The sequence below is a fragment of the Bosea sp. OAE506 genome, from assembly GCF_040546595.1.
In the GTDB taxonomy this organism is placed as follows: domain Bacteria; phylum Pseudomonadota; class Alphaproteobacteria; order Rhizobiales; family Beijerinckiaceae; genus Allobosea.
Window position 1 is genome coordinate 3,122,406 of record NZ_JBEPOB010000001.1, and the last position, 24,935, is coordinate 3,147,340.

General features: G+C 68.5%; 23 protein-coding genes and 1 pseudogene. 4 read left to right on the plus strand and 20 right to left on the minus strand.

The window, feature by feature from the left end:
- Positions 1–7 precede the first annotated feature (7 nt).
- From ABIE41_RS15270 to coxB, 7 genes are all read right to left on the minus strand, one after another.
- The gene (locus ABIE41_RS15270; RefSeq protein ID WP_354193469.1) at positions 8–1,741 is read right to left on the minus strand and encodes an ABC transporter ATP-binding protein/permease; all 1,734 of its coding nucleotides are present in this window, start codon (positions 1,739–1,741) and stop codon (positions 8–10) included.
- 280 nt (positions 1,742–2,021) lie between these two features.
- Positions 2,022–2,840, minus strand: a complete 819-nt coding sequence (gene fdhD, locus ABIE41_RS15275) for a formate dehydrogenase accessory sulfurtransferase FdhD (RefSeq protein ID WP_354192411.1) — start codon at positions 2,838–2,840, stop codon at positions 2,022–2,024.
- Positions 2,837–3,706: a formate/nitrite transporter family protein gene (locus ABIE41_RS15280; protein WP_192641197.1), complete on the minus strand. Its 870-nt coding sequence runs from the start codon at positions 3,704–3,706 to the stop codon at positions 2,837–2,839. Before ABIE41_RS15280 ends, fdhD begins: the two co-directional genes overlap by 4 nt.
- A complete protein-coding gene (locus ABIE41_RS15285) occupies positions 3,703–5,985 on the minus strand; it encodes an FdhF/YdeP family oxidoreductase (protein WP_192641198.1) in 2,283 nt (760 codons plus the stop codon). Before ABIE41_RS15285 ends, ABIE41_RS15280 begins: the two co-directional genes overlap by 4 nt.
- A gap of 101 nt (positions 5,986–6,086) precedes the next feature.
- The gene (locus ABIE41_RS15290) at positions 6,087–6,413 is read right to left on the minus strand and encodes a hypothetical protein (protein WP_192641199.1); all 327 of its coding nucleotides are present in this window, start codon (positions 6,411–6,413) and stop codon (positions 6,087–6,089) included.
- Complete coding sequence (locus tag ABIE41_RS15295; RefSeq protein ID WP_192641200.1) at positions 6,401–8,902, minus strand: cbb3-type cytochrome c oxidase subunit I; 2,502 nt, start codon at positions 8,900–8,902, stop codon at positions 6,401–6,403. The genes ABIE41_RS15290 and ABIE41_RS15295 overlap by 13 nt, the downstream gene beginning before the upstream one ends.
- Positions 8,899–9,612, minus strand: a complete 714-nt coding sequence (gene coxB, locus ABIE41_RS15300; RefSeq protein ID WP_192641201.1) for a cytochrome c oxidase subunit II — start codon at positions 9,610–9,612, stop codon at positions 8,899–8,901. The genes ABIE41_RS15295 and coxB overlap by 4 nt, the downstream gene beginning before the upstream one ends.
- On the opposite strand from coxB, the gene ABIE41_RS15305 reads away from it, so the two are divergent.
- Positions 9,565–10,077 carry a DUF2231 domain-containing protein gene (locus ABIE41_RS15305; protein ID WP_192641202.1) on the plus strand — a complete coding sequence of 171 codons (513 nt, stop codon included), beginning with the start codon at positions 9,565–9,567 and terminating at the stop codon, positions 10,075–10,077. The genes coxB and ABIE41_RS15305 overlap by 48 nt on opposite strands.
- On the opposite strand, the gene ABIE41_RS15310 is transcribed toward ABIE41_RS15305, so the two are convergent.
- Both ABIE41_RS15310 and ABIE41_RS15315 read right to left on the minus strand, forming a co-directional pair.
- Complete coding sequence (locus ABIE41_RS15310) at positions 10,044–10,538, minus strand: CopD family protein (protein WP_192641203.1); 495 nt, start codon at positions 10,536–10,538, stop codon at positions 10,044–10,046. The genes ABIE41_RS15305 and ABIE41_RS15310 overlap by 34 nt on opposite strands.
- Positions 10,535–11,251: a cytochrome c oxidase assembly protein gene (locus ABIE41_RS15315; RefSeq protein ID WP_192641204.1), complete on the minus strand. Its 717-nt coding sequence runs from the start codon at positions 11,249–11,251 to the stop codon at positions 10,535–10,537. The genes ABIE41_RS15310 and ABIE41_RS15315 overlap by 4 nt, the downstream gene beginning before the upstream one ends.
- Positions 11,252–11,414: 163 nt before the next feature.
- On the opposite strand from ABIE41_RS15315, the gene ABIE41_RS15320 reads away from it, so the two are divergent.
- Complete coding sequence (locus ABIE41_RS15320) at positions 11,415–12,362, plus strand: NAD(P)/FAD-dependent oxidoreductase (protein ID WP_192641205.1); 948 nt, start codon at positions 11,415–11,417, stop codon at positions 12,360–12,362.
- 111 nt (positions 12,363–12,473) lie between these two features.
- Here the strand turns inward: ABIE41_RS15320 and ABIE41_RS15325 are convergent, their stop codons facing one another.
- The 11 genes from ABIE41_RS15325 to ABIE41_RS15375 all read right to left on the minus strand — a co-directional run bounded on the left by ABIE41_RS15325 (position 12,474) and on the right by ABIE41_RS15375 (position 22,761).
- The gene (locus ABIE41_RS15325) at positions 12,474–12,629 is read right to left on the minus strand and encodes a hypothetical protein (RefSeq protein ID WP_192641206.1); all 156 of its coding nucleotides are present in this window, start codon (positions 12,627–12,629) and stop codon (positions 12,474–12,476) included.
- Between the two features lie 49 nt (positions 12,630–12,678).
- Entirely contained in the window at positions 12,679–13,209 is a 531-nt protein-coding gene (locus ABIE41_RS15330; protein ID WP_192641207.1) for a DUF934 domain-containing protein, read from the minus strand.
- A complete protein-coding gene (locus ABIE41_RS15335; protein WP_192641208.1) occupies positions 13,196–14,866 on the minus strand; it encodes a nitrite/sulfite reductase in 1,671 nt (556 codons plus the stop codon). Before ABIE41_RS15335 ends, ABIE41_RS15330 begins: the two co-directional genes overlap by 14 nt.
- 3 nt (positions 14,867–14,869) lie before the next feature.
- Complete coding sequence (locus tag ABIE41_RS15340) at positions 14,870–15,226, minus strand: DUF2849 domain-containing protein (RefSeq protein WP_192641209.1); 357 nt, start codon at positions 15,224–15,226, stop codon at positions 14,870–14,872.
- A gap of 203 nt (positions 15,227–15,429) precedes the next feature.
- The gene (locus tag ABIE41_RS15345) at positions 15,430–16,476 is read right to left on the minus strand and encodes a sulfate/molybdate ABC transporter ATP-binding protein (protein ID WP_192641210.1); all 1,047 of its coding nucleotides are present in this window, start codon (positions 16,474–16,476) and stop codon (positions 15,430–15,432) included.
- A 15-nt stretch (positions 16,477–16,491) separates the two neighbouring features.
- On the minus strand, positions 16,492–17,400 hold the full coding sequence (gene cysW, locus ABIE41_RS15350) for a sulfate ABC transporter permease subunit CysW (protein ID WP_192641211.1): 909 nt from the start codon (positions 17,398–17,400) through the stop codon (positions 16,492–16,494).
- Entirely contained in the window at positions 17,393–18,244 is an 852-nt protein-coding gene (gene cysT, locus ABIE41_RS15355) for a sulfate ABC transporter permease subunit CysT (protein ID WP_192641212.1), read from the minus strand. Before cysT ends, cysW begins: the two co-directional genes overlap by 8 nt.
- Before the next feature lie 3 nt (positions 18,245–18,247).
- Positions 18,248–19,285, minus strand: a complete 1,038-nt coding sequence (locus tag ABIE41_RS15360) for a sulfate ABC transporter substrate-binding protein (protein WP_192641213.1) — start codon at positions 19,283–19,285, stop codon at positions 18,248–18,250.
- A 151-nt stretch (positions 19,286–19,436) separates the two neighbouring features.
- Positions 19,437–21,092, minus strand: a complete 1,656-nt coding sequence (gene cysN / locus ABIE41_RS15365) for a sulfate adenylyltransferase subunit CysN (protein WP_192641214.1) — start codon at positions 21,090–21,092, stop codon at positions 19,437–19,439.
- Positions 21,092–21,994, minus strand: a complete 903-nt coding sequence (gene cysD / locus ABIE41_RS15370) for a sulfate adenylyltransferase subunit CysD (RefSeq protein WP_192641215.1) — start codon at positions 21,992–21,994, stop codon at positions 21,092–21,094. Before cysD ends, cysN begins: the two co-directional genes overlap by 1 nt.
- The gene (locus ABIE41_RS15375) at positions 21,991–22,761 is read right to left on the minus strand and encodes a phosphoadenylyl-sulfate reductase (RefSeq protein WP_192641216.1); all 771 of its coding nucleotides are present in this window, start codon (positions 22,759–22,761) and stop codon (positions 21,991–21,993) included. The genes cysD and ABIE41_RS15375 overlap by 4 nt, the downstream gene beginning before the upstream one ends.
- Before the next feature lie 588 nt (positions 22,762–23,349).
- On the opposite strand from ABIE41_RS15375, the pseudogene paoA reads away from it, so the two are divergent.
- Positions 23,350–23,986, plus strand: a pseudogene (gene paoA, locus ABIE41_RS15380) (aldehyde dehydrogenase iron-sulfur subunit PaoA).
- Positions 23,983–24,933 carry an FAD binding domain-containing protein gene (locus tag ABIE41_RS15385; protein WP_192641218.1) on the plus strand — a complete coding sequence of 317 codons (951 nt, stop codon included), beginning with the start codon at positions 23,983–23,985 and terminating at the stop codon, positions 24,931–24,933. The pseudogene paoA and the gene ABIE41_RS15385 overlap by 4 nt, the downstream one beginning before the upstream one ends.
- Positions 24,934–24,935 lie beyond the last annotated feature (2 nt).

Genomic DNA, 24,935 nt, shown 5'->3' on the forward strand with positions numbered 1-24,935 from the left:
CCTGTCATCAGGACAGCCCGGGTTCGGTGACGCGACGCTCGGGAATAGACCTCGCGGATACGATCACCGCACCTTCGGCGGACTTGAGCATCGTGATCCTGCGATCATGGAAGGAATCGAGGCTCGGGCGGTGGCCGACACTCACCAGGGTCGCTTCGTTCAGTTCCTCGCCGAAGAGTGCCAGCAGAGATGACTGGCTCGCCTCGTCCAACGCCGATGTCGCCTCGTCCATGATGATGATGTCCGGTGCCTGTACGAGCAGGCGCGCGAAGGCGATGCGTTGGCGTTCGCCGCCTGAGAGGAGGCGGTCCCACGGCGCCGTCTCGTCAAGACGGGCCGCCATATCGGCAAGTCCGCAACGCTGCATGATCGCGACGAGACGATCATCCGATGGCGGGCTCGCGGCATGCGGGTAGAGGAGAACCGTACGAAGTGTACCGATCGGCAGATAGGGTTTCTGTGGCACGAAGGCCAGCGAAAGGCCCCTCGGCATGAGGATCTGGCCGCTGCCCCAGGGCCATAAGCCGGCCAGCGCTCTGATCAGCGTGCTTTTGCCGACGCCGCTTTCTCCGGTGATGAGCACGCGCTCGCCGCGATCGATCACCAGGGATGTCGGAGAGAGCACGGGCGCCGCGTTGGCATGGCGCAGGGAGAGGTCCACGAGATGGATCGCATCGACCTCGCCATGTGAGACGCTGAGGCAAGGCTCCGGAACGGTGGCTGCCGCATCGTCGCGTTCATCCAGCGCCTGCTGCAGTTCATCGACGCGCGCGACGGACGCGAACCATTCGGCCAGGCGCAGGAAGTTATCGACGAACCAGATCAGGGCGGCCTGCACCGCCATGAACGCCGCCACGATCTGCATGACCGCCCCGAGCGTGACCTCGCCGGACACGAATTTCGGCGCTATCAGCAAGAGCGGCACGATGGGGAAGAGCGCGCTGTTGGCGTTCAGGACCAGCGCGACAACGCCCTGCTGACGCATGACCGCGAACCAGACCGACACCACGTGCCCGTAGTTTCGCATCAGCGACAGACGCTCATCGGCGTCGCCGCGGATCAATGCGATGCTTTCCGCATTTTCGCGCAGGCGCGTCATCTCCGCCCGGAAACGCGCCTCCGCCTCGTTCTTCCCGGCGATCCGCTTCACCAGCGGCCAACCCGCGAGATAGGCGGCGTAGGACGTGACGGCCGCATAGAGGATGGCCGATAGGGCCATGTAGCTGGGGATCACCACCTGGGTGCCGCCCAGCGTGAAGTTGGCCGATCCCGCCACCCGCCAGAGGATCGTCGCGAATGTCAGTGCGCTGACCGCGGCCGTGATCAGCCCGATGACGAATTCGACCACGGGCTCGACGGATAATCGGCCATCCTCGGCGATCCTGTATTCGGGCGCAGGCAGGTCGGGTGCCGAGAACTGCAGGTGGTAATAGCGCTGGCGAGAGACCCAGCGCGAGATGAGCCTGGTCGTGACGAACTCGCGCCACCGGATCTGAAGGGCGATCCGGCTGATGACAAGGGCCGACAGGACCACCGCAGCCGTGGCAACGAGCGCCGGCAGCAAGGCAACCACCGCCCAGATGGCCGGGGGATCCCGCGTTTCCAGCGCGTCGAAGAACTGACGGTTCCAGTTGTTGATCCAGACGGCGACGCTGATCTGCGCGGCCACGCATCCGGCCACCGTCGCGGTCAGGAGCCACGCCCTGAATGCGGTCTCACCCGCCCAAAACCCGCAGGCCATCGTGAAGAATCGGCGCGCGTTCGAATGGCTCGCTGGCACGGATCGACTTCCGTTTGACGCCGCCAAAATGCGGCGTTGCGGATCGGCGGGAGAGGTGACGCACCGCCTCAACGCAGCCGTATTCGATAAGTTCGACGCGAGACTGTCGCGAGCGCGCAACGCAGTGGGCGACTGAGTATTCGAGCTGCATGAAGATCGTGCACGCTGGCTCAGAAAATGTTCGCGAACTCTCAGGCCTCGGCAGGAGACCAGGGTGCAGAGATCGTGTTTCTTCGCGGGCTTAGCCGGCGAGTTCTCCCGAGAAGACCTCGCAGCCGTCCTCCCGGGCGACGGAGACCAGCATCAGCCCGGCGGCTCTTGCTCGGGTCACCGCCAGCGAGGTCGGCGCCGAGACCGAGACGAGCGCCGCAGCGCCGAGGATCGCGGTCTTTTCGACCATTTCGTAGGAAGCCCGGCTCGTGACCACGACGAACCCGTCCGCCGCTGCTTCGCCCGTGCGCAGCACCGCTCCGATCAGCTTGTCGAGGGCGTTGTGGCGGCCGACATCCTCGCGGGCCAGGCGGATGCGGCCCTCGTGATCGCACCAGACGGCGCCATGGACGGAGCGGGTGCGGGCATGCAGCGGCTGGTGGGAGCGCAGATCGCCGACGGCGCGGGCCACGGCCTCGGCGGCGATCGGCGCGTGGGCTGCGACGCTTTTCTCCGCCCGCGGCAGCTGGCTCGCATCCTCGACGCCGCAGACGCCGCAGGAGGTGCGCCCGGTCAGCCGGCGCTGCCGGCCGAGATGCTGCCGGAAGCGGCCCGGTGTGAGGTCGACATCAAGGGTGATCGCCTCCGCCTCGTCGGCGACGCGGATGCTCCGGATTTCGCTTGCCTCGGCGATGATCCCCTCGGTCAGGCTGAACCCGGTGACGAAGTCCTCGAGGTCGAGCGGCGTCGCCATCATCACCGCATAGGGCACCGAGCCGTAGCGGATGTTGACCGGCCATTCGACGGCGATCTCCGTATCGCGGGCGGTCTGCGTTTCCGCCTCGTAGCGCCAGCGCGTGCTCGCCACCGGGCGGCAGGCCGGATCGAGATGGTCTCCCGGCTGCATCATCGCGACGTCCCTCCGGTCGCCGGCTCGGCCTCGCGCGCCTCGGCGGATGCCGGAGCGAAGGCGAACCGATAGGCTGCGGCGATCAGCGTGCCGCCGAGCAGATTGCCGAGCGTTGCAGGCAGGAGGTTGCCGAGAAGGGCGCCGAGCGACAATGCGACCGGGGAGTCGGTCGTGCCGGCCTCCACCAGCCAGGCATAGGGCAGCAGGTACATGTTCGCGACGGAGTGTTCGAGGCCCGCTGCCACGAAGGCCGCCACCGGCAGCGTCAGCCCGGCGAGCTTCTGCGTCACCGTCTCGCCGGCATAGGCGCACCAGACCGCGAGGCAGACCAGTATGTTGGCCAGGATTCCGCTGGCCACGGTCGCCCCGAAGGACAGCTCCGTTTTGCGAAGCGCCATGTCGACCGCAGTGCGACCCACGGCGCCTCCCTGCGTCTCGTGCAGGCCAGCGCCGTAGACCAGCGCAGCCAGGATCAGCGAGCCCGTGAGATTGGCGATGTAGACGATAGCGAGCGCCTTCAGGGCCCGGGGCAGCGCGATGCGCCCGGCCATGACGCCTGCGAGCATCATCGTGTTGCCGGTGAACAGCTCCGCGCCCGCGATCATGACGAGGCCCAGCCCCGCTGCGAAGACGAGACCCGCCACGACCTGACCGAGCCCGTAGGGCAGGGCGTCCGCGCCGGTGAGGGCAATCGTCGAGAAGAGGCCGCCGAAGCCGATATAGACGCCGGCGAGGAGCCCGAGCACGAGCATCGCCCGCAGGGGCAGTTCGGCCTTCTGCGCCAGCGCGTCAAAGACCCGGTCCTTCAGCTCCGGCGGCGCCAGCATGGTGGGGAGCGATGCAGAGCTGTCGGCGGTGCCACTCATTCCGCGGTGACCCGGATCGGAATGGATTTCGCGGCCGGCGTCTTGCTCTCCTCGGCATATTGCCAGAGCGGCAGCAGCGCGTTGCATTCCGGAAAATAGGCGGCGCAGGTCCCGGCTGGGATGTCGTAGTCGATGACCTCAAACCCGCCCATCGAGCGTAGGATGCCGTCGTCGACAGCCGTCGTCAGCCGTGCCTTGCCCTTCTCGGCGATGCCGAAACGGATGCGGTCGTCGCGGTTCATCATCACGATCATCCGCGAGCCGCTGATGCCGCGCAGGCGGTCATCATAGCCGTAGACGGTCGTGTTGAACTGGTCGTTGGAGCGCAGCGTGATCAGCCGCAGCACGCCATGGTCAAGACCGTCGTCGAAGCTGGCGGAGAGGGCCTTCGGCACCTTGAAATGGGCCTTGCCGCTGTCGGTCTCCCAACGCCGCTCGCGCGCCGCCACCGGGCGCGGAAAGCCGCCGGGAATGTCGAGCCGCTGGTTGAAGCGTTCGAACTGGTCGGGATAGGTCGCCTCGATCGCGTCGCGCACCTTCGCATAATCGGCCACCCACGCGTCCCAGGGAACGTGGGGATTGGGTGGGAGCGTCGCCTTCGCCAGTTCGGCCACGATCGTCGGCTCGGACAGGAGCGTCGCGGCCGCCGGCTTCCACTTCCCGCGCGAAGCGTGGATGCAGGTCATCGAATCCTCGACGGTGACGATCTGGGGGCCGCCCGCCTGCTCGTCGATCTCGGAGCGGACGATCGTTGGCAGCAGATAGCTGGTCTGGCCCGTGATGAGGTGGCCGCGGTTGAGCTTGGTCGCGATCTGGACCGAGAGGTCGATCCCACCCCACTTGGCCTCCATCAGTTCGCGCTCGGGGATGGCGCGCACGAAATTGCCGCCGAGCCCGACGAAGGCCCGGATCTCGCCGGCCACGATCGCCTCGCAGGCTTCCACCGTCGCCAGACCGTCCTCGCGCGGCGGCTCGAAGCGGTACTGCTCCGCCAGCCTGTCGAGCGGCACCAACTCGGCCTTCTCGGCGATGCCGACGGTGCGCTGGCCCTGCACGTTGGAATGGCCGCGCACGGGGCAGATGCCGGCGCCGGGCTTGCCGATCTGCCCGCGCATCAGCAGCAGGTTGACCAGCATCTGCACGCTGTCGACGCCGAGCCGGTGCTGGGTCAGGCCCATGCCGTAGATCGCAATGGTCGCCGTCGCCTTGGCATAGGTCGCGGCGGCGGCTTCCATCGCGGCGCGCGGCAGGCCGGAGGCCTCGATGATCTCCTCCCAACCCGTCTCGCGCAGCTTGGCCTCGAAGGCGGGGAATTCCTGGGTGTGCTCGGCGATGAAGGCCTCGTCGAGAACCCGCGTCCGCCCGGCTGCCTTCGCCTCGTCGTCCAGTGCGAGCAGCACCTTGCCGATCCCCAGCATCGCGGCGATGTCGCCGCCGGCGCGCGGCTGATGATACTGGGTCGCGATCTGCGTCGGGGCGTTGGTGAGCATCTGCCCCGGGCGCTGCGGGTTGACGAACGCTTCCCAGCCGCGCTCGCGCAGAGGGTTGAACACGATGATCGGCACGTCGCGCTCGCGGACCTGCTGCAGCGTGTGCAGCAGCCGCGGCGAGTTTGTGCCGACATTCTGTCCGAAGGAGAGGATGCAGTCGGTCGCGGCGAAATCGTCGAGCAGCACGGTGCCGACCGGCGTGCCGATGCTTTGCGGCAGCGCCACCGAGGTCGTCTCGTGGCACATGTTCGAGCTGTCGGGCAGGTTGTTGTGCCCGTAGAGCCGCGCGAAGAGCTGGTACATGTAGGAGGTTTCGAGCGAGGCCCGGCCCGAGGCGTAGAACACGGTCGACTTCGGATCGTAGCCTTTGAGCTTCCCGCCGATGTCGGCGAAAGCCTCCGCCCAGGACACCTCGACATAACGGTCGGAGGTGCGGTCGTAGCGCATCGGATGCGTCAGCCGCCCGGCATTCTCGAGGTCGTAATCAGACCAGCCGAGCAGTTCTTTCACGCTGTGGCGGGCGAAGAATTCGGGCGTCGTGCGCCGGGTCGTCACGTCCCAGAAGGTCGCCTTTGCGCCGTTCTCGCAGAATTCGGCGCTATGGGCCTCGCGCGGCTTGGTCCAGGCGCAACTCGTGCAGGCATAGCCGCCGACCTTGTTGTGGTCCGTGAGCAGCGCCGGCGTGCTGTGGTAGGCATTTTGACCGACGACATGGAGGCCGAGCGACTTGACCGAGCCCCATCCACCGGTGGGTTGCCGATAGGGCTTGTAGCGTGCGCGACGGGCCATCCAAATCCTCCTGGCTTTTCAGGAAACCCAATCGGTGGCGGCGCGGATGGTTCCGCGCGGAGATCATCTGTCGCAAGCCGGCCCCGCCGGGAGCGGCCGCGTCAGAGGCAATGCGCCGGCAGGAGCACTGGCGCGCCGGTGACCGCCAACCCGCCGAGGCCGGCCCAGCCGCCGACCAGCCAGGCGCGCCGTAGCGCCGGTTCGGCGGCCGTGCCTCGGGCGCGCAGCGCCTGGTGGAGGGGCAGCAAGCCCAGCGCGAGGAAAGCGACCCAGAGCGGCACCAGCACCGCGTTCAGCCGCGTGAAGGGACCGATCAGGAGAGGCTCGCCCCAGCCCAGACCGCAGCCGAGGCCATGGGCGGCGTAGATCGCGTTGAAGCCCACGGCCCAGATCAGCAAGCCCGAGAGGATGCGCATCACCACCGCCATGACGCCCCCGCTGGCAGGGCTATGGCCGCGAGCGAGACGATCATCGCGAGCACGCCGTAGCGGAGCCAGAGCCGCACCACCCGCGGTTCGAGCAGGCGGGCCGGCGAGACATAGCCCTGCGCCAGCCGCCGGCGGACGAAGAGCAGCATGGCGAGTGCGATCAGACCATGCACGGCGCCATAGATCAGAAGCACCCAGACGACCGCGCCATAGGCGTGCGCCTGCGGGCTGGGCAGGCCCAGCCAGCCGAAGGCGGCGAGCGCTGTCAGGCCAACCGACAATGCGGCGCCAGCGGCGGCATAGGCGGATCGTGCCCGGTCCGGTTGTCCTGTCCTCGCCGCAGCGAGGGCGGCGTGCTCGGCCATCAGCGCGGCCAGCGCACCCGCCACAGCCAGGCTCGCGGCGAGAAGCGAGGGCTGCGCCAGGACCGGCGGCGGCCATCCCGGCCCGACGGTGGCGAGGAAGGCGTAGCCGAAGAGCAGCGAGGCGAAGAAGGTGGCGTCCGTCACCAGCGCGAAGACGCTGCCCCACCAGCCCGGCGCCTCCGGCGATTCATGATGGGGCACAGCGTGCTCGCCACGGCCGAGCGGAATGGGACCGAGATCGGACCGTGCCCCCAATCCCGCCGCCCAGCGCCATCCGAGGAGAACGAGGCCCGCCAGCGCCACCGGCGCTGCCAGGTAGAAGCCGAACAGCAGCGAGAGGAAGAAGCCCCCCGTGACGGCGGCCGTCACGATCGGCAGCCAGGAATTGCCGGGCACGATGACGATCTCGCTGATCGCGCCCGAGACGATGTCGACGCCGGTCGTCTCGCGCAGGCCATCGCGGTCTCGCCCGAGATAGCCTTCGCCCTGGGCGAGGCTGCGTGCCAGCGCATGGCGGCGGTCGAGCGGCTCGCGGCTCTCGACCTGCGGGAGGCTGGCGAGGTTGTAGCTCGGCGCCGGGATCGGCAGCGCCCATTCGAGCGTGCCCGCCCGCCAGGGATTGCGCCCCGAGCGCCAGCCGAACGCGGCGGCGAGGCCGAAATCGATGATCGCGACCGCGACACCGAAGGCCATGACGAAGGAGCCGACCGACGAGACCAGGTTCGGCCAGTCCCAGCCGAGCCCGGGTTCGTAGCTGGAAACGCGCCGCGGCATGCCCAGCAGACCCGTCAGATGCATCACCAGGAAGGTCAGGTTGAAGCCGGCGAAGATCAGCCAGAAGGCGAGCTGTCCGAGCAGCGGGTGGCTTCGGCGCGCGATCAGCCGCGGCAGCCAGTAATGCAGCCCCGCCAGCATCGGGAAGACGAAGCCGCCGATCAGGACGTAGTGCAGATGGGCCGTGACGAAGGCGGTGTCGTGGACCTGCCAGTTTAGCGGCACCATGGCCAGCATCACCCCGGTCAGCCCGCCGATCAGGAAATTGAAGAAGAATCCGGCGATGTAGAGCATCGGCAGGCGCATCTGCGGCCGCCCGGCCCACATCGTCGCCAACCAGGCGAAGAGCTGGACCACGGTGGGCACCGCCACCAGCGCCGAGGCCGCCGAGAACAGCGCCAGCGCCAGATGCGGGATGCCGGTCGCGAACATGTGGTGGACCCAGAGCCCGAAGCTGAAGAAGCCGAGCACCAGGATTGAGCCCACGACCCAGCCATAGCCGACCAGCGGATGGCGGACCATGACGGGCAGGACGGTCGAGATCACCCCGGCCGCGGGCAGGAAGATGATGTAGACTTCCGGATGGCCGAAGAGCCAGAACAGGTGCTGCCAGAGCAGGGGATGGCCGCCCCGTGCCGGATCGAAGAAGGGCCAGCCGAAGGCGCGTTCGATCTCGAGCAGGGTCGAGGCGAGGATCAGGGGCGGGAAGCCCACCACCATCATCAGCGCAGTGACCAGAATGTACCAGGCGAAGATGGGCATCCTGCCCAGCGACATGCCAGGCGCGCGCAGCTTCAGCACGGTGACCGTGATCTCGATCGAGGCGCAGACCGCCGAGATCTCGACGAAGGTGATGCCCAGCAGCCAGACATCGGCGTTGATGCCGGGCGTATAGGTCCGCGACGCCAGCGGCGTGTACATGAACCAGCCGCCGTCGGGCGCCAGCCCGAGTGCCATCGCGGTCAGCAGGATGAAGCCGCCGAAGAGATAGCACCACCAGCCGAAGGCCGAGAGGCGCGGGAAGGCCAGGTCGCGCGAGCCGAGCAGCTTCGGCAGCATGTACATCGCCAGCCCCTCGAAGAAGGGGATCGCGAACATGAACATCATCAGGCTGCCATGCATCGTGAAGATCTGGTTGTAGATCTCCGGCCCGACGAAGGCCGAGCGTGGCGTCGCGAGCTGCGCCCGGATCAGCATGCCGAGGATGCCGCCGATGGCGAAATAGATCCCTGCCGCGACCATGAAGCGGATGCCGAGATCGCTGTGATTGACGTTGGTGAGCATGCCCTTCCAGCCGCTCTGCCGCCGCCAGATCGCATCGAGTTCGCCGTGGAGCTTGAGCGCGCTCATGGGCTGGCTCCGCCGTCGAGCCTCGCCCAGGCCGCTTCGTCATGGGCGACGACGCTGAAGCCCATGACGCTGTGGCCGGTGCCGCAGAACTCGGCACAGACGCCGCCATAGCGCCCCGGCACATCCGCATGCAGCAGGATGCGGTTGCGGCTGCCGGGGATGGCGTCGATCTTGCCGCCGAGCCGCGGCACCCAGAAGCTGTGGATCACATCCGCGCTGGTGACGAAGACCTCGACGCTGCGCCCAGCCGGGATATCGAGCACGTCGGCGCGCGTGACGGAACCTCCCGCGCCCTGGCGGGTAAACTCCCAGCGCCACTGCCGGGCCTGCGCCTCGACGCGCAGGGCCGGCACCTCGCGGGCGCCGGTGATGCGCTCACCGAGGACCACCGCATAGACCGTGGCGACGCTCAGCAGGACCAGCGGAAATACCAGTCCGCCGCCGACGAGGAACAGGCGCAGCGATGGCGCGCGAACACGGCGGCGGCGCCAAGCCAGGAGGAACAGCCCGAAGATGACGACGAAGGACAGGATCGAGAGCGCGAGCAGAACGGCCATCAGGGTCAGGATGCTCTCCGCCGCCGGGCCGGCGGGATCGAGCACGGAGAGCGGGCCGGTGCAGCCCCCCGCCGCGATACCGGCTGCCGCGATGGGAGTGACGCGATGAGCCCGCCGCGCCCCGATACCGACCAGGCGCTGGATCCGCTCCATGCGGAAAAGGTTCTGAGCGACACCGACACCCGCGTCGCCGTCGCAGGCCACCCGATCCACGCGATGCTGGTCGCCTTCCCGATCTCGCTGACGATGTGCACGCTCGGCGCCGACCTGTTCTACTGGTGGACCGGGGACGTCTTCTGGACGCGCGTCGCGCTCTGGGCGATCGGCGCCGCCTTCCTGATCGGCCTGCTCGCGGGCCTGTCGGGCACCGTCGAGCTGCTGCTGGTCCCGGGCATCCGCACCCGCCCGCCGAGCTGGACGCATTTCGTGATCGCTGTCGCGCTGCTCAGCATGCTCGGCGCCAATTTCGGCTACCGGCTGGGCGGCTACGAGGAGGCAGTGCTGCCATTCGGCGTCCTGCTCTCGGTTCTGTGTGCCGGTTTCACCGGGCTGACGGGCTGGCATGGCGGGAAGCTCGTCTTCGACTACCGGCTCGGCGCCGGCGGCAGCAAAAGCTGACGGTTGAGGGGCTGCCGGAGCCAGTCCGGCATCATGGCGGCGTCGAGATGCGGCTTGGCCAGCACGGTCACGAGAATCGCGCCCATGATCGCGAGGCCAGCGCCCAGCATCAGGGCTGGCGGCACGGCAGGGCGCACATAGCCCGCCTCGCCCAGCCGGGCGACGCAATGGCCGAGATAGGTGTGCAGGACGACGAGCGCGCCGATCTGTACCAGCTTGACGAACATCCAGGGCTCGAACACCCAGCGGGCGAAGAGCAGGCTGCCGCCGGCGATCGTCGCGACGACCGCCGCGGGGCTGACGCAGAAGTTGTAGGCGAAATGCGCAAAGATCCGCATTCGCGCCGCTTCGCCGGCCCGAACGGGATTGTCTGCGCGCGCCAGCAGCAGCGGCAGCAGCAGCAGGCCGCCACACCAGAACAACAGCGCGGCGATATGCAGGAATTTGAGCCAGGCGATCATTCGAAGGCTGCCCGGTCGAGCCGGCGCGTCGCCCACAGGGCATAGCCGCCATAGACGAAGAAGGCGGGCACCCACATCAGCAGGCCGGCGAGTTGCTGGTCCTGCAGCGGATTGAGGCCCCAGAGCAGCGCGCCCGCGGCGTGGACCGGGTAGAGCGGTATCGGCGCGAGCGTGAGCAGCGCACCCAGCAGCCCCATTTGCCCAGCGCCCGCCGCGATCGCCAGCAATGCCGTTACCGGTGCAGTCCGCGCCGACGTCACGCTGCGCCAGAACCAGACGAAGCTCGCCAGCAGCAGCGCCTGCATCAGCCAGTAGAGGCCCGCGTCGCGATAGACCGCCTCATAGAGGGCGGGCCAGTGCCACAGCCACAGCACAAGGCTAGACAGGCCGAGCGGTGCCGCGACGCCGGACGGCCGAGCCGCCGGGAGCGCGACGGCCAGGAGCGGCGCGGCCAGCGCGGCCAGCACGAGATGATGCAGGCCGCGGGCAGCGAAGAGGGCGGAGGCGAGGGCGCAAAGCGGCGAGACGAAGACGACCGCCAGCACGGCGACCGCCGCGAGCCCGGCCCGGCGACGCGGGCCCGGCAGCCTCAGTGCAGCCGCGGCGGCCAGCGTCAGCACCATCAGAAGGGGAGGATCGACATTCCAGGTGGCGGCGAGATCGGCGGGAGCGGGCGGCAGCCCGCAATAGGGAACGACACTTCCGACCGACACCCGTACCACCTCCCCGGACCGTGCGACCCCGGCCAGGGAGTGGGGTCACCTGAAAGGGATACGCGAAGCGCCGCGTGAGGTTCCCTCGGCGCGTACCTCCGACCGGCTGCCTGATCCAGCCTGCCCACGCCGACGTAAGCGAGCCAAGCTGGAGTAGTGATCTATGGGCGAACATTGGGCCGTCATCGGCGCCGGAATGGCGGGGCTCGCCGCCGCGCGCCGGCTGAATGCCGCCGGCCTGGCGGTGACGGTGTTCGAAAAGAGCCGCGGCCTGGGCGGGCGCATGGCGACCCGGAGGGCCGGAGGCTTCCGGTTCGATCACGGGGCGCAATATTTCACCGCCCGCGGCGAGCGGTTTCTGTCGCTCGTCGAGACCCTGTCGGCCGAGGGGCTCGTCGGGCGCTGGGGCGAGGACCATGTCGGCATGCCCGGCATGAGCGCGCCGGCCCGCGTATTGGCCCCGCAAGCGACGGTCGTGGGCGAGTGCACCGTCTCGTCGCTGACAGGCGGAGCCCATGGCTGGAGCGTCTCGACGGCCGACGGGCCGGCTGCGACCGAGGGCAACGGCACGTTCGCCGGCGTCATCGTTGCGGTGCCGGCACCGCAAGCCGCGCCGCTGCTGGCGTCGGCGGGCTGCAGCTGGGACGGTGCGGCGCGTGCGACCTACGCACCCTGCTGGGCGCTGATGCTCGGCTTTCCGGCGCGCACCACGCTTTCGCAGGACCGGCTTCGTCCGGGGGATGCGGCGATCGCCTGGATCGCCCGCGACAGCTCCAAGCCCGGCCGCGACGCGAGCGGCGACGCCATCGTCGTTCATGCCACGCCGGCCTGGTCGCGCGAGCATCTGGAGGAGACGCCGGAGCAGGCCGCCGCGGCACTGCTGGCCCGCTTCCGCGAACTCACCGGTGAAACGGCCGAGCCGGGTTTTGCGGCGGCGCATCGCTGGCGCTATGCGCTGGTCGAGCAGCCGGCGGGAGCGCCGTTCTTCTGGGACCCGGCCGCCCGTCTCGGCGCCTGCGGCGACTGGTGCATTGGGCCGCGTGTGGAAGCGGCGTTCGACAGCGGCGACAGCCTCGCCGGCGCCATCCTGGGTTCGAACCCGGCGCGCTGAGGAAGGGCGGGCCCGCGATCGCGGGCTGCCCCGCCTGCGCTGGGCCTGTGACCAACCGGCCTGCGAGTTTTTGGCGTAGCGGTCCGTCTCCAAGACCGCAGCAAGCGACGATCAGGCGGGCGGGAGGATCAGCCAACCCAGCAGCAGCAGCGCAACGAGGACGGCAAAGCCGGCATCGATCCGGCGTTCGTGCCGGCCCGGCGGCAGCGCGTCGGCGATCTCGCGCGGGGAGGTGTCCTCGCTCCAGCGGGCAGCGCGTTCGATCAATCCGGCCTCCCCATCATCGCCGTTCATCCTCGGGCGCTCATGCCTGTACTCATGCGGGCCGGTTGCCTGCCGGAGCGGCTGCGGCTCTCGCCTGGCGACGGGCTTCGAGGATGTTGCCGTCGCGCCGGTAGCCGCGCTGATAGGTGGAGGGCAGATGCGTCTTGGCGCCGAGCCACTGAGCCACGCTCTGGCGCGACGCGCTGGTGTCGGGCAGTTCGATCTCGTCGAAGCCGCAGGCGAGCGCATAGGCGAACTGGTCGGGAATGAGCGGGCCGGAGGCGCGGAGCGTTCTGGAAAATCCCTCGCGACGCAGCGCTCTGGCGATGCTGTAGCCGCGCCCGTCGGAAAAGCTCGGAAAGGCAATGACGATCAGGGCGAGCCGGTCCAGATGCGGCGCCAGCTCGGACGCCGTTACCGTATTGGGGATGAAGACGCCGAGCGGTTGCCCAGCCGGCGTCGTGGCGAGCGCCTCCGGCAGCGCAGCGAAGTCGACCAGGGTTCGCCCGCCTTGAGCTGCTGCGGCATCCGCGCTGCGGGTCCATTCGTCGCTGCGCGCCCCGTCGCGATCAAGCAGCAGCATCGAACAGCTCCCGGAAGGCGGATTTGAACGGCGCTAGGCCAATGCGGCGAACGGTCTCGATGAAGCGCTCGCCATCCCGGCGCTCGCGCTCATAGACGCCGACGATGGCCTCGATGGCGTCGGGCACGGCCTCGGCGGCCAGGCCGGGGCCGAGGATCTCGCCGATCGCGGCGTTCTCGGTGGCGTCTCCGCCCAGCGTGATCTGGTAGGATTCGATGCCGCGCTTCTCGAGGCCGAGAATGCCGATATGGCCGACATGGTGATGGCCGCAGGCGTTGATGCAGCCCGAGATCTTGATGTTGAGCTCGCCGATGGCGGCCTGGCGCTGCTGATCGGCGAAGCGCTGCTGGATCGCCTGGGCGATCGGGATCGAGCGTGCCGTCGCGAGCGCGCAGTAATCGAGGCCCGGGCAGGCGATGATGTCGGTGATCAGGCCGAGATTGGCGGTGGCGAGCCCGGCCGGGCCCAGCGCCTGCCAGATCGCGAAAAGCTCGTCCTGGCGGACATGCGGCAGGACGAGGTTCTGCGCATGGGTGACGCGCAGCTCGTCGAAGGAATAGCGCTCGGCGAGATCGGCGACGAGGCGCATCTGCTGCGAGGTCGCATCGCCCGGCGCCAGCCCGATCGGCTTCAGCGAGACGGTGACCGCGACATAGCCCGGGGCCCGATGCGGCGTCGTGTTGGTCTCGACCCAGCGCGCAAAGTTGGGGTCGCGCGCCGTTGCGGCGGCGAGGGCCGCGCTCTCGGCCGGGAGGGCCTCATAGGGCGGCGGCGCGAAATAGGCGGCGATCCGCGCCACCTCCTCGGGATCGGCATTGATCGCGGGGCCGTCCAGCCGGGCGAATTCGGCATCGACGCGGCGCGTAAACTCCTCGGTGCCGATCTCGTGGACGAGGATCTTGACCCGAGCCTTGTACTTGTTGTCCCGCCGGCCTTCGAGATTGTAGACCCGCATCACCGCCTCGAGATAGGCGAGCAGATCGGCCTTCGGCAGGAAGTCGCGCACCACCTTGCCGATCATCGGCGTGCGGCCGAGACCGCCGCCGACGCTGATCTCGTAGCCGGTCTCGCCCGTCGCGGGATGCCTGAGGATGCGGATGCCGATGTCGTGCGCCTTGATCACGGCGCGGTCGTCCTGCGCGCCGGTGACCGCGATCTTGAACTTGCGCGGCAGGTAGCTGAACTCGGGATGGGCGGTGGACCATTGCCGGATCAGCTCGCAGACGGGCCGCGGATCCTCGATCTCGTCCTGGGCCACGCCGGCAAAATGGTCGGCCGTGACGTTGCGGATGCAGTTGCCTGAGGTCTGGATGCAATGCATCTCGACATCGGCCAGCAGATCCAGGATCGCCGGCACGTCGCGCAGCTTCGGCCAGTTGAACTGCAGGTTCTGGCGCGTGGTGAAATGGCCATAGCCGCGGTCATAGCGCTCGCCGATATAGGCCAGCTGGCGCATCTGGCGCGAGGACAGCGTGCCATAGGGAATGGCGATCCGCAGCATATAGGCGTGGAGCTGGAGATAGACGCCGTTCTTCAGCCGCAGCGGCTTGAACTCGTCCTCGGTCAGCGAACCGTCGAGCCGGCGCGAGACCTGGTCGCGGAACTGGGCCACGCGGTCGCGCACGAAGCGCGCATCGAACTCGTCGTAACGGTACATCGCTCAGGCGCTCCGCGGGCTGGCGATGCCTTCGCCGGCCTGCTTGCCGAGATCGGGGCGGTTGCTGGGGCCGAGCGTCTTGAAGCGCTCGCGAAAATGGCGCGGCACGGGCCGGCCCACCGTCACATCGACATCGACCAGATAGGCGTCGACGACGCGCTGGCCCGCCAGCTCCGCCTCGGCGAAGGCCTCGAGCCGCAGTGCAGCGGCATCGTCGCCGGCGACGAATGCGAGTACCGGGTCGCGCGTCCAGTGCAGACCGTCGTTATCGCCCGCCATGGCGAAGACCACGTCCCCGTCGAGCAGGTCGTTGGCGAGCAGGATGGCCGGGAGGGGCGGGCGCCTGGCGGCAAGGCTCATGACCGGGCCTCCGGCCCCTGTTCGCCAGCTTCGTTCGCGATGTCGATGGGTGGGCTCACGTCGCTGCCATCCGTTCTGTATTCAGAACGCGAGTCTAGGCGAAGCCCCCTGACGCTTCAATTCACGTGCAGGGGACGGTTATTTCATATTCCGCGCGAGATGGAGTGAAATGAACTCTGCGCTGCAGCCGGTCGTGCCGCGCTTCAGGCCCGCGCGAAGGCGTTCGCCTGGGTGATCTTGACCCGCACGCGCTCGCCGATCGCCGGCGCGACCTGGCTGGTGAGGTCGAGATCGAGCCGCTTCGCCAGCCCGGCCACGGCGATCTCGGCCCGCCGCAGCGCGCCGGTGCGGCGCACCTGCTCAACGACGCCGGGGATGGAAAGGGGCGCCTCGTCGACGATCTTGAGGTGATGAGGGCGCACATAAAGCGAGGCCGGCCCGCCCTGGTTCTGCGACAGCCCGCCCAGAACCGGCCTGTCGTCGAGGAAGGCCTGGCTGCCGACGATGCGGACATCGAGGCGGTTCGCCTCGCCGAGGAACTCGCAGACGAAGGGCGAGGCCGGGTGGTCGTAGACGTCGTCGGGCGTACCGACCTGCTCGAGCCGCCCCTCGTGCAGAATTGCGACGCGATCGGCCAGTTCCAGCGCCTCCTCCTGGTCATGGGTGACAAAGAGGGTGGTGTGGCCGGTGCGGCCATGGAGTTCGCGCAGCCAGGCGCGCAGATCCTTGCGGATGCGGGCATCGAGCGCGCCGAAGGGCTCGTCCAGCAAAAGCACCTGCGGCTCGATGGCGAGCGCCCGGGCGAGCGCCACGCGCTGGCGCTGCCCGCCCGAGAGCTGGCTCGGATAGCGCCTCTCCAGCCCCGGCAGCTGCACGAGGTCGAGCAAATCCTTCACGCGGCGGGTGATCTCGGCATTGCTCGGGCGCTCGGCGCGTGGCCGCGAGCGCAGGCCAAAGGCGATGTTCTCGGCCACCGTCATGGTCTTGAACAGTGCGTAGTGCTGGAAGACGAAGCCAATCCGGCGGTCCCGCAGCGAGAGGTCACGCGTATCGGTCTCGCCGAAGAGGACGCGGCCGCCATCGGCCTGTTCGAGCCCGGCGATCAGCCGCAGCAGCGTGGTCTTGCCGGAGCCGGAGGGGCCGAGCAGGGCGACGAGCTCCCCCGGCTGGATGTCGAGGGAGACATTTCGCAGGGCCTGGAACCCGAGAAAGCGCTTGTCGATGGCTTCGATGGTGACGGCGACGGTCATGGGCGTTGCTCGCGGTCAGTGCCGGCGCGCGGCGGCGATCGCATCGCCAAAGCGCCATTCCAGAATGGTCTTGAGGACGAGCGTGACCAGGGCCAGGCCCGCCAGCAGCGAGGCGACCGAAAAGGCGGCGGCGCTCATATACTCGTTGTAGAGAATCTCGACATGCAGCGGCATGGTGTTGGTCAGCCCGCGGATCTTGCCGGAGACCACCGCCACCGCGCCGAATTCGCCCATCGCCCGCGCGTTGCAGAGCAGCACGCCGTAAAGCAGGCTCCATTTCACGTTGGGCAGTGTGATCGAAAAGAAGACGCGCCAGGGCGAGGCGCCAAGCGTCAGCGCGGCCTCCTCGTCGGAGGAGCCCAGTGCCTGCATGTGCGGGATAAGTTCGCGTGCCACGAAGGGGAAGGTGACGAAAACGGTCGCCAGCACGAGCCCCGGCAAGGCGAAGATGATCTCGATGCCGTTCGCCTTCAGGAACGGGCCGAGATAGCCCTGCGCGCCGAAGAGCAGCACATAGACCAGCCCCGAGATCACCGGCGAGACCGAGAAGGGCAGGTCGATCAGGCTGATCAGCAGGCTCTTGCCGCGGAACTCGAACTTCGCGATCGCCCAGGCCGCGGCGAGGCCGACGACGATGTTGAACGGCACGGCGATGGCGGCGACAAGCAGCGTGAGGCGGATCGCGGAGACCGCGTCGGGCTCGGAGATCGCCGCCCGCCAGGCCGCCCAGCCCCGCGCGCCGGCCTCGACGAAGACGGTCAACAGCGGCAGCAGCAGGAAGAGCAGCAGGAAGGCGAGCGACACGCCGATCAGCAGCGACTGCACCCAGGGGCTCTCGCCGCCGATGCGCTGCCGGTTCTGCGCGGGAGCGGGTGTGGGGGATGAGGGGGCGAGGGCCGCCCGTGGCAGGGTCGCGTCAAACATCGCCGAGGATCCGCCGGGTCCGCGCCTGCACCAGATTGACCAGCAGGATCAGCGCGAAGGAGAGAAGCAGCATCAGTGTCGCGATAACGGCGGCACCCGCATAGTCGAACTGCTCGAGCTTGATCACGATCAGCAGCGGCGCGATCTCGGAGACCATCGGGACGTTGCCGGCGATGAAGATCACCGAGCCGTATTCGCCAACCGCCCGGGCGAAGGCGAGGACGAAGCCCGTCAGCAGGGCCGGCAGGACCGGCGGCAGCACCACCCGCAGGATCGTCCTCAACCGGCTGGCGCCGAGCAGGGCCGCCGCCTCCTCGATGTCGCCCTGGCTTTCCTCCAGCACCGGCTGGACCGTGCGCACCACGAAGGGTAGGCCGATGAAGATCAGGGCGACCATCACGCCGAGTGGGGTATAGGCGATCCTGATGTCGTAGGGCGCCAGCAGCGCGCCGACCCAGCCATTGGGCGCGTAGATCGCGGCGAGCGCGATGCCGGCCACGGCGGTCGGAAGGGCGAAGGGCAGATCGACCGCCGCATCGATCAGCCGGCGGCCGGGAAAATCGTAGCGCACCAGCACCCAGGCCAGGATCAGGCCGAAAAAGGCGTTGATGGAGGCTGCGAAGAGTGCGCCGAGGAAGGAGAGCCGCAGTGCCGCCAGCGTCCGCGGCGAGGTTGCGATCGCCCAGATCTCGGCGGGTCCCGCACTCGCTGCCTTCACGAACAGGGCAGCGAGCGGGATCAGGACGATCAGCGACAGACTGGCGAGGGTGATGCCGAGCGAGATGCCAAGCCCCGGCAGGACGCTCGGCTTATACCAGCCCGATGCGGCAACACCCCGCGCCATCGCTCAGCGCGCCGGCTTGTAGAGCTGGTCGAAGGTGCCGCCATCGCCGAAATGGGTGGGCTGCGCCTTGGCCCAGCCGCCAAAGACGGCGTCGATGGTGACGAGGTCGACCTTCGGGAAGTTCGCGATGTCCTTCGGATCGGCGGCCTCGGGATTGCGCGGGCGGTAGAAGTTCTTGGCTATGATCGCCTGGGCCTTCGGCGTGTAGAGGAAGTCGAGATAGGCCTGCGCCTCGGCCCGCGTGCCCTTGGCGTCGACATTGGCGTCCACGACCGCCACGGGCGGCTCGGCCAGGATCGACAGGCTGGGCACGACGATGTCGAACTTGTCCGCGCCGAATTCCTTCAGCGCCAGAAAGGCCTCGTTCTCCCAGGAGAGGAAGACGTCGCCGATGCCGCGCTGGGTGAAGGTCGTGGTGGCGCCGCGCGCGCCGGTGTCGAGCACCGGGACATTGGCGAGAAGCTTGCCGATATACTCGCGGACCTTCGCCTCGTCCTTGTTGAAGGCCTTCTCGGCATAGGCCCAGGCGGCGAGGTAGTTCCAGCGCGCCCCGCCGGATGTCTTTGGGTTAGGGGTGATGACCTGGACGCCCGGCTTCACCAGATCGGGCCAGTCCCTGACGCCCTTTGGATTGCCCTTGCGGACGAGGAACACGATCGTCGAGGTGTAGGGCGAGGAATTCTGCGGCAGCCGCGACTGCCAGTTCTCCGGCAGTTTCTTCGAGCGCTGCGCCACCGCGTCGATGTCGCCTGCCAGCGCCAGCGTCAGCACGTCGGCGTTGAGGCCGTCGATTACGGTGCGGGCCTGCGCGCCCGAGCCGCCATGCGACTGGCGGATCGTGCTGATCTTCTTCGCATTCCTCGCGTTCCACTCCGCGATGAAGGCGGCGTTGATTTCGCGATAGAGTTCACGGGTCGGGTCGTAGGAGACGTTCAGAAGCTCGGTCTGGGCGCGCGCTCCGGCGACAACCCCAAAGCACAGCGAGAAGGCTCCCAGGGCCAGTCCCGCATGAAGCAGACGGCGGAAGGTCGGACTCGTCATCATGCTCTCCGTCATTGCTCGACAGCCCCGGAGGGCGTTCTTTTTACAGAACAAAGCGTATGCTGACAGCGGTCTTGCAACAACAGTTTCGGGCAGCACTGTGTTTTAAAGTTGGTCGCTCTGGGAGAAGGACCTTGCTGCGGCGCCGGGGTCAGATCCCGTCGCCGAGAAGATTCTCCTCGGGCCCGCTGCGCTTCGCCAGCCTGCGCCGCCAGACCCGCCCGCCGAGGCTGCGGCCCGCGATGACCGCAAGCGGCCGCAGAACGAGGTCGGCGCCCGCGACCAGCGCGGCCGCCGCGATGCTTCTGGTCCAGGCGAGGACGAGGCCGGCGAGCAGGACGGTCCCGGCGAGATGTCCCGCGAGCAGGCCGGCGCGCTCGCTGCGGCGAAGGGTACCCGGCTCGCCCGCCCAGGCGGCGAGGCGGGCTCGGAGTTTTGCCCGCGCCCCGCGCGTGTTCGCGGTCTTGCCGGCGGCTTGCACCTCCCGACTCTCGCCGACGAAGCCGAAGGCCACCGTCTCGCGGCTGATGGGGTCGATCAGGATAAAGCCGCCAAGCACGAGGCTCTCCGCATAGGGCAGGGTCCCGATCGGCTGGTCGAGATCGAGCGTCACTGTGCCGATGTCGTTCATCGCCAGGGTGGCGGCCGGGACCTCGGCATAGCTCGCGACATCGATGCGGTGGTGCAGTCGGTCGATCACGGCGCCGCATTGCGTGCTGGCGAGCTTGAGCTGGTAGCGCCGCCCGGGCGCCATTGGCGTCTCGGCGGTCCAGAGCAGCCGCGCCGCAAGGGTTTGCGAAAGCGGGGGCGGATCGTTGCTGTGGACGATCAGGTCGCCGCGCGAGACATCGACCTCGTCGGCGAGTGTCACCGTCAGCGCCTGCCCCGCCTGCGCATGGCGGGCCTCGCCGGCCGGCGTCAGGATCCGCGCGACGGTGGTTTGCCGTCCGGAGGGGAGGATCGTGACGTCATCGCCGGCCGTCAGTTCGCCATGGGCGAGGTTGCCGGAATAGCCGCGGAACTCGGAATCCGGGCGGTTGACCCATTGCACGGGCAAAACCGCACCGCGATGCTCCCGGGCCGGCGCCTCGACGGCTACGTTTTCGAGATGCGCGAGCAGCGGCGGTCCGTCATACCAGCCGAGGGCTGGCGAGGGCGCGGCGACATTGTCCCCATCGCGGGCCGACAGCGGGATGACAGTGATGTCGGCAAAACCGAGCCCGGCCGCCATCGTTCGGTAGTCGGCGGCGATGCGCTCGAAGACGGTGCGGTCATAGCCGACCAGATCCATCTTGTTCACGGCCACCACGACGTGGCGGACGCCGACCAGCGAGACGATGAAGGAATGGCGCCGTGTCTGCGGCAGCAGGCCGAGCCTGGCATCGACGAGAATGATGGCGAGATCGGCCGTGGAGGCACCGGTGGCCATGTTGCGGGTGTACTGCTCGTGGCCCGGCGTGTCGGCAACGATGAAGGACCGGCGCGGTGTCGCGAAATAGCGATAGGCGACGTCGATCGTGATGCCCTGTTCGCGCTCGGCCGAGAGCCCGTCGACCAGCAGGGCGAGATCGAGCGAGGCGCCCTGCGTGCCGAACTTGCGGGAATCGCGCTGCAGCGCGCCGAGTTGGTCCTCGAAGACGGCGCCGGTCTCGAACAGAATGCGCCCGATCAGGGTCGACTTTCCGTCGTCGACCGAGCCGCAGGTGATGAAGCGCAGGAGCGAACGCGGCTGCAGGCTGTCGTCATTGGCCGGACCGTCGCCCGGCGGCGTCTCGCACAGGCCGCGCCGGGCCGTGAGGGCGCTCATCAGAAGTACCCTTCCTGCTTCTTCTGCTCCATCGAGCCGCTGCCGTCATGGTCGATGATCCGGCCCTGGCGCTCGGAGCTCTGCGACGTCCGCATCTCGGCGATGATGTCGGTCAGGGTGGTGGCGTCGCTCTCGATCGCGCCCGTCAGCGGGTAGCAGCCCAGGGTGCGGAAGCGCGCCATGCGGGTCTCGACGCTTTCTCCGGGCAGCAGCGGGAGGCGCTCGTCGTCGCGCATGATCCAGGCGTCGCCTCGGCGCAGAACGGGGCGCGGGGCGGCGAAATAGAGCGGGACGACCGGGATGGCTTCCAGTGCGACGTAGTCCCAGACGTCGCTCTCGGTCCAGTTCGACAGCGGAAACACGCGGAAGCTCTCGCCGGGCTTCTTGGCGGTGTTGAACAGCGACCAGGGCTCCGGGCGCTGGTTCTTCGGGTCCCAGCGGTGGCCGGGACTGCGCAGCGAGAAGACCCTCTCCTTGGCGCGGGTCTTCTCCTCGTCGCGGCGAGCGCCACCGAAGGCGGCATCGAAGCCGTGCCTGTCGAGGGCCTGCTTCAGCGCTTGCGTCTTCATCACGTCGGTGTGGATGCGGGAGCCCGAGCTGATCGGGTCGATGCCCGCCTTCAGCCCGTCCTCGTTGACATGGACGATCAGTTCGAGCCCGAGCCTGCGCGCGGTTTCGTCGCGAAAGGTGATCATCTCGCGGAACTTCCAGGTCGTATCGACATGGAGCAGCGGGAAGGGCGGCTTGCCGGGATGGAAGGCCTTCATCGCCAGATGCAGCAGGACGGCGGAATCCTTGCCGATCGAATAGAGCAGCACCGGGTTCTCGCAGGTCGCCACGACCTCGCGCAGGATGAAGATGGCCTCCGCCTCGAGCTTCTGGAGATGGCTGAGCGCGTTCACGAGCGAGCCTCCGCGGTGGCGGCGCGCACCAGCCGGCCGTCGGCGCCGACATGCAGCCCGCACTCCTTCGCCGCATCCTGCTCCCACCACCAGCGGCCGGCCCGCTCCGGCTCGCCCGGCGCGATCGCCCGCGTACAGGGCGCGCAGCCGATCGAGACGAAGCCGCGGGCATGCAGCGGGTTCAGCGGCACGCCGAGCGCCTGCGCCGCCGCCAGCACCTCCTCGCGGCCAAAGTCGTGCAGCGGGTTGATCTTGGTCAGGCCGCGTTGCGGATCGGGCTCGAACAGCGCGACCGCGGCGCGTGCCTGCGACTGGTCGGCCCGCAGCCCGGTGATCCAGCCGGAAGCGCCGGCCAGCGCCCGGTCGAGCGGCACGAGCTTGCGCAACTGGCAGCAGCGCTTGCGGGCCTCGGGCGAAGCCCGGAATCCGTTGATGCCCTGTTCGGCGACCAGTTCCTCGACCGCTTGCGCATCGGGCAGGAAGGCCTGGATGACGATCCCGTAACGCCGCTCGGTCTCGGCCCAGAGTTCGTGGACCTCAGGAAACAGGCGCCCCGTCTCCAGCGTGGCGAAGGCGACCTCGTGGGCCAGCCCTGCCTCGACGATGAGATGCGTCAGAAGCTGGTCCTCGAGACCGAAGCTGGTCGTGAAGACGAGCCGTCCGGCGATCTCCGCCCGGGCCCTCGCCAGACGGGACAGGACGCGCTGCGCCTCGTTCCCGGGCGCAGGGCCGGCGGCTGGGTGAGACGAGGGGGCCGGCTGGGCCATGCGACTGATCCGCCGGCCAAACCGGCGCCCTGGAGTGGCTGGGACTGCGGGATGGGAAGGGCGCGTCTGCGTAGCCCAGTTCTCAGGAAAAACGGCGGATTTTTGGCCCTGAATGGCTGCCTTCTTCTCCTGAATCCCCGTCTTTGGGTCAATGAAACCGCTTTTCGAACTTTGCTGGCTTTGGGGAACATCTCTCTCCGGGACGCGCCATCGGCAGGCCATCCCGGTCGATCACCCTCAGGCGAGCCAGCCGAGCCTGCGGTCGAGCCCAGAACGCCATCAGGCGGCCCGCGAAGCGCCCCGACGTGCGTCGAGCTTGCCGGCCCGATCTCGCCCGCCGCGAGCGCGGCAGCGAAGTCAGCGATGGCGCAGCCGGAGATGAACAGGGCAATCGGGTCAGCCGTGCGTCGCGGATCGGCGGCGCAATCCCGGAAGCTGTCGAGCCCCGTCTGACGAACTCGTGTGCGGGCTGTCCCCGGAACCGAATGAACCAGCCGCCGCTTCGGCCGTTCTCCCTCGCAACGCGGCAGGCCCGGACGGGGCACTGCTGCTGCTTGCCGAGAAACCCGGCCGAGATTGGAGACTGATATGCCAACGCCCGGAGACCTGAGTTTGAACAGGCGCGACCTTATGGTGGTGGCCGGTGCCTGCGCTGCCATGCCGACCGTGTCGGGACCGGCGCGGGCCCAACCTGCGCCCCGGGGAGAGCCGGTGACGGCGTCCGTGTCCCTTCGCGTGAACGGCGAGAGCCGGTCGCTCGCCATCGACACGCGCACCACGCTGCTCGACCTGCTGCGGGAACAGCTCAAGCTGACCGGCACCAAAGAAGGGCTGCGACCATGGCCAGTGCGGTGCCTGCACGGTGATCGTCGACGGGCAGCGGATCAATTCCTGCCTGACCCTGGCGATCATGAACCAGGGGGCCGAGGTCACCACGATCGAGGGGCTCGGCGGTGCCGACGCGCTGCATCCGATGCAGGCCGCCTTCATCAAGCATGACGGCTTCCAGTGCGGCTATTGCACGCCCGGGCAGATCTGCTCCAGCGTTGCCGTGCTCGACGAGATCAAGGCCGGGATGCCGAGCCATGTCACCGCCGACCTGAATGCGGCCGCTGCGGTGACGGATGCCGAAATTCGCGAGCGCATGAGCGGCAACATCTGCCGCTGCGGCGCCTATTCCAACATCATCGAGGCCATGACCGAAGTGGCGGGGAGGCGGGCATGAGGGCCTTCAGTTACGAAAAGGCGACGTCGCCGGCCGAGGCTGCGACCGCAGCCGCCCGGAACCCCGACGCGCGCTTCATCGCCGGCGGCACCAATCTGCTCGATCTGATGAAGCTTCAGATCGAGACGCCGGCCCATCTGATCGACGTCAACGGGCTCGGCCTCGACACCATCGAGCCGACACCGGAGGGCGGGCTGCGGATCGGCGCGATGGTGCGCAACACCGCGCTGGCGGCCGATGAGCGGGTCAGGCGCGATTACGGCGTGCTGTCGCGGGCGTTGCTGGCCGGTGCCTCGGGCCAATTGCGCAACCGCGCGACGACGGCCGGCAATCTGCTGCAGCGGACGCGCTGCCCCTATTTCTACGATACGGCCCAACCCTGCAACAAGCGCGAGCCCGGCAGCGGCTGCTCGGCGATTGGCGGGTTCACGCGCCAGCTCGGCATCGTCGGGACCAGCGAGGCCTGCATCGCGACGCATCCCTCCGACATGGCCGTCGCCATGCGGGTGCTCGACGCGCAGGTCGAGACGGTGAAGCCGGATCGCTCGACGCGCTTTGTTCCGGTCGCCGATCTGCATCGCCTGCCGGGCAACACGCCGCATGTCGAGACGGTGCTGGAGCCGGGCGAACTGATCACCGCCGTCACCCTGCCGAAGCCCGTCGGCGGCGCGCAGATCTACCGGAAGGTGCGCGACAGGGCCTCCTATGCCTTCGCGCTGATCTCGGTCGCGGCCATCGTGCAACGCGACGGCACCGGACGGGTCGCGGTCGGCGGCGTTGCGCCCAAGCCCTGGTGCGTGGAGGCGGCGGAGACCGAACTGCCGCGTGGCGCGAAGGCAGCCACCGCGGCCCTGCTCGCCGACGCGAAGCCGACCCATGAGAATGCATTCAAGCTGCCGCTGGTCGAGCGCACGCTCGCCGCGGTGCTGACCCAGGCGAGGGGCTGAAG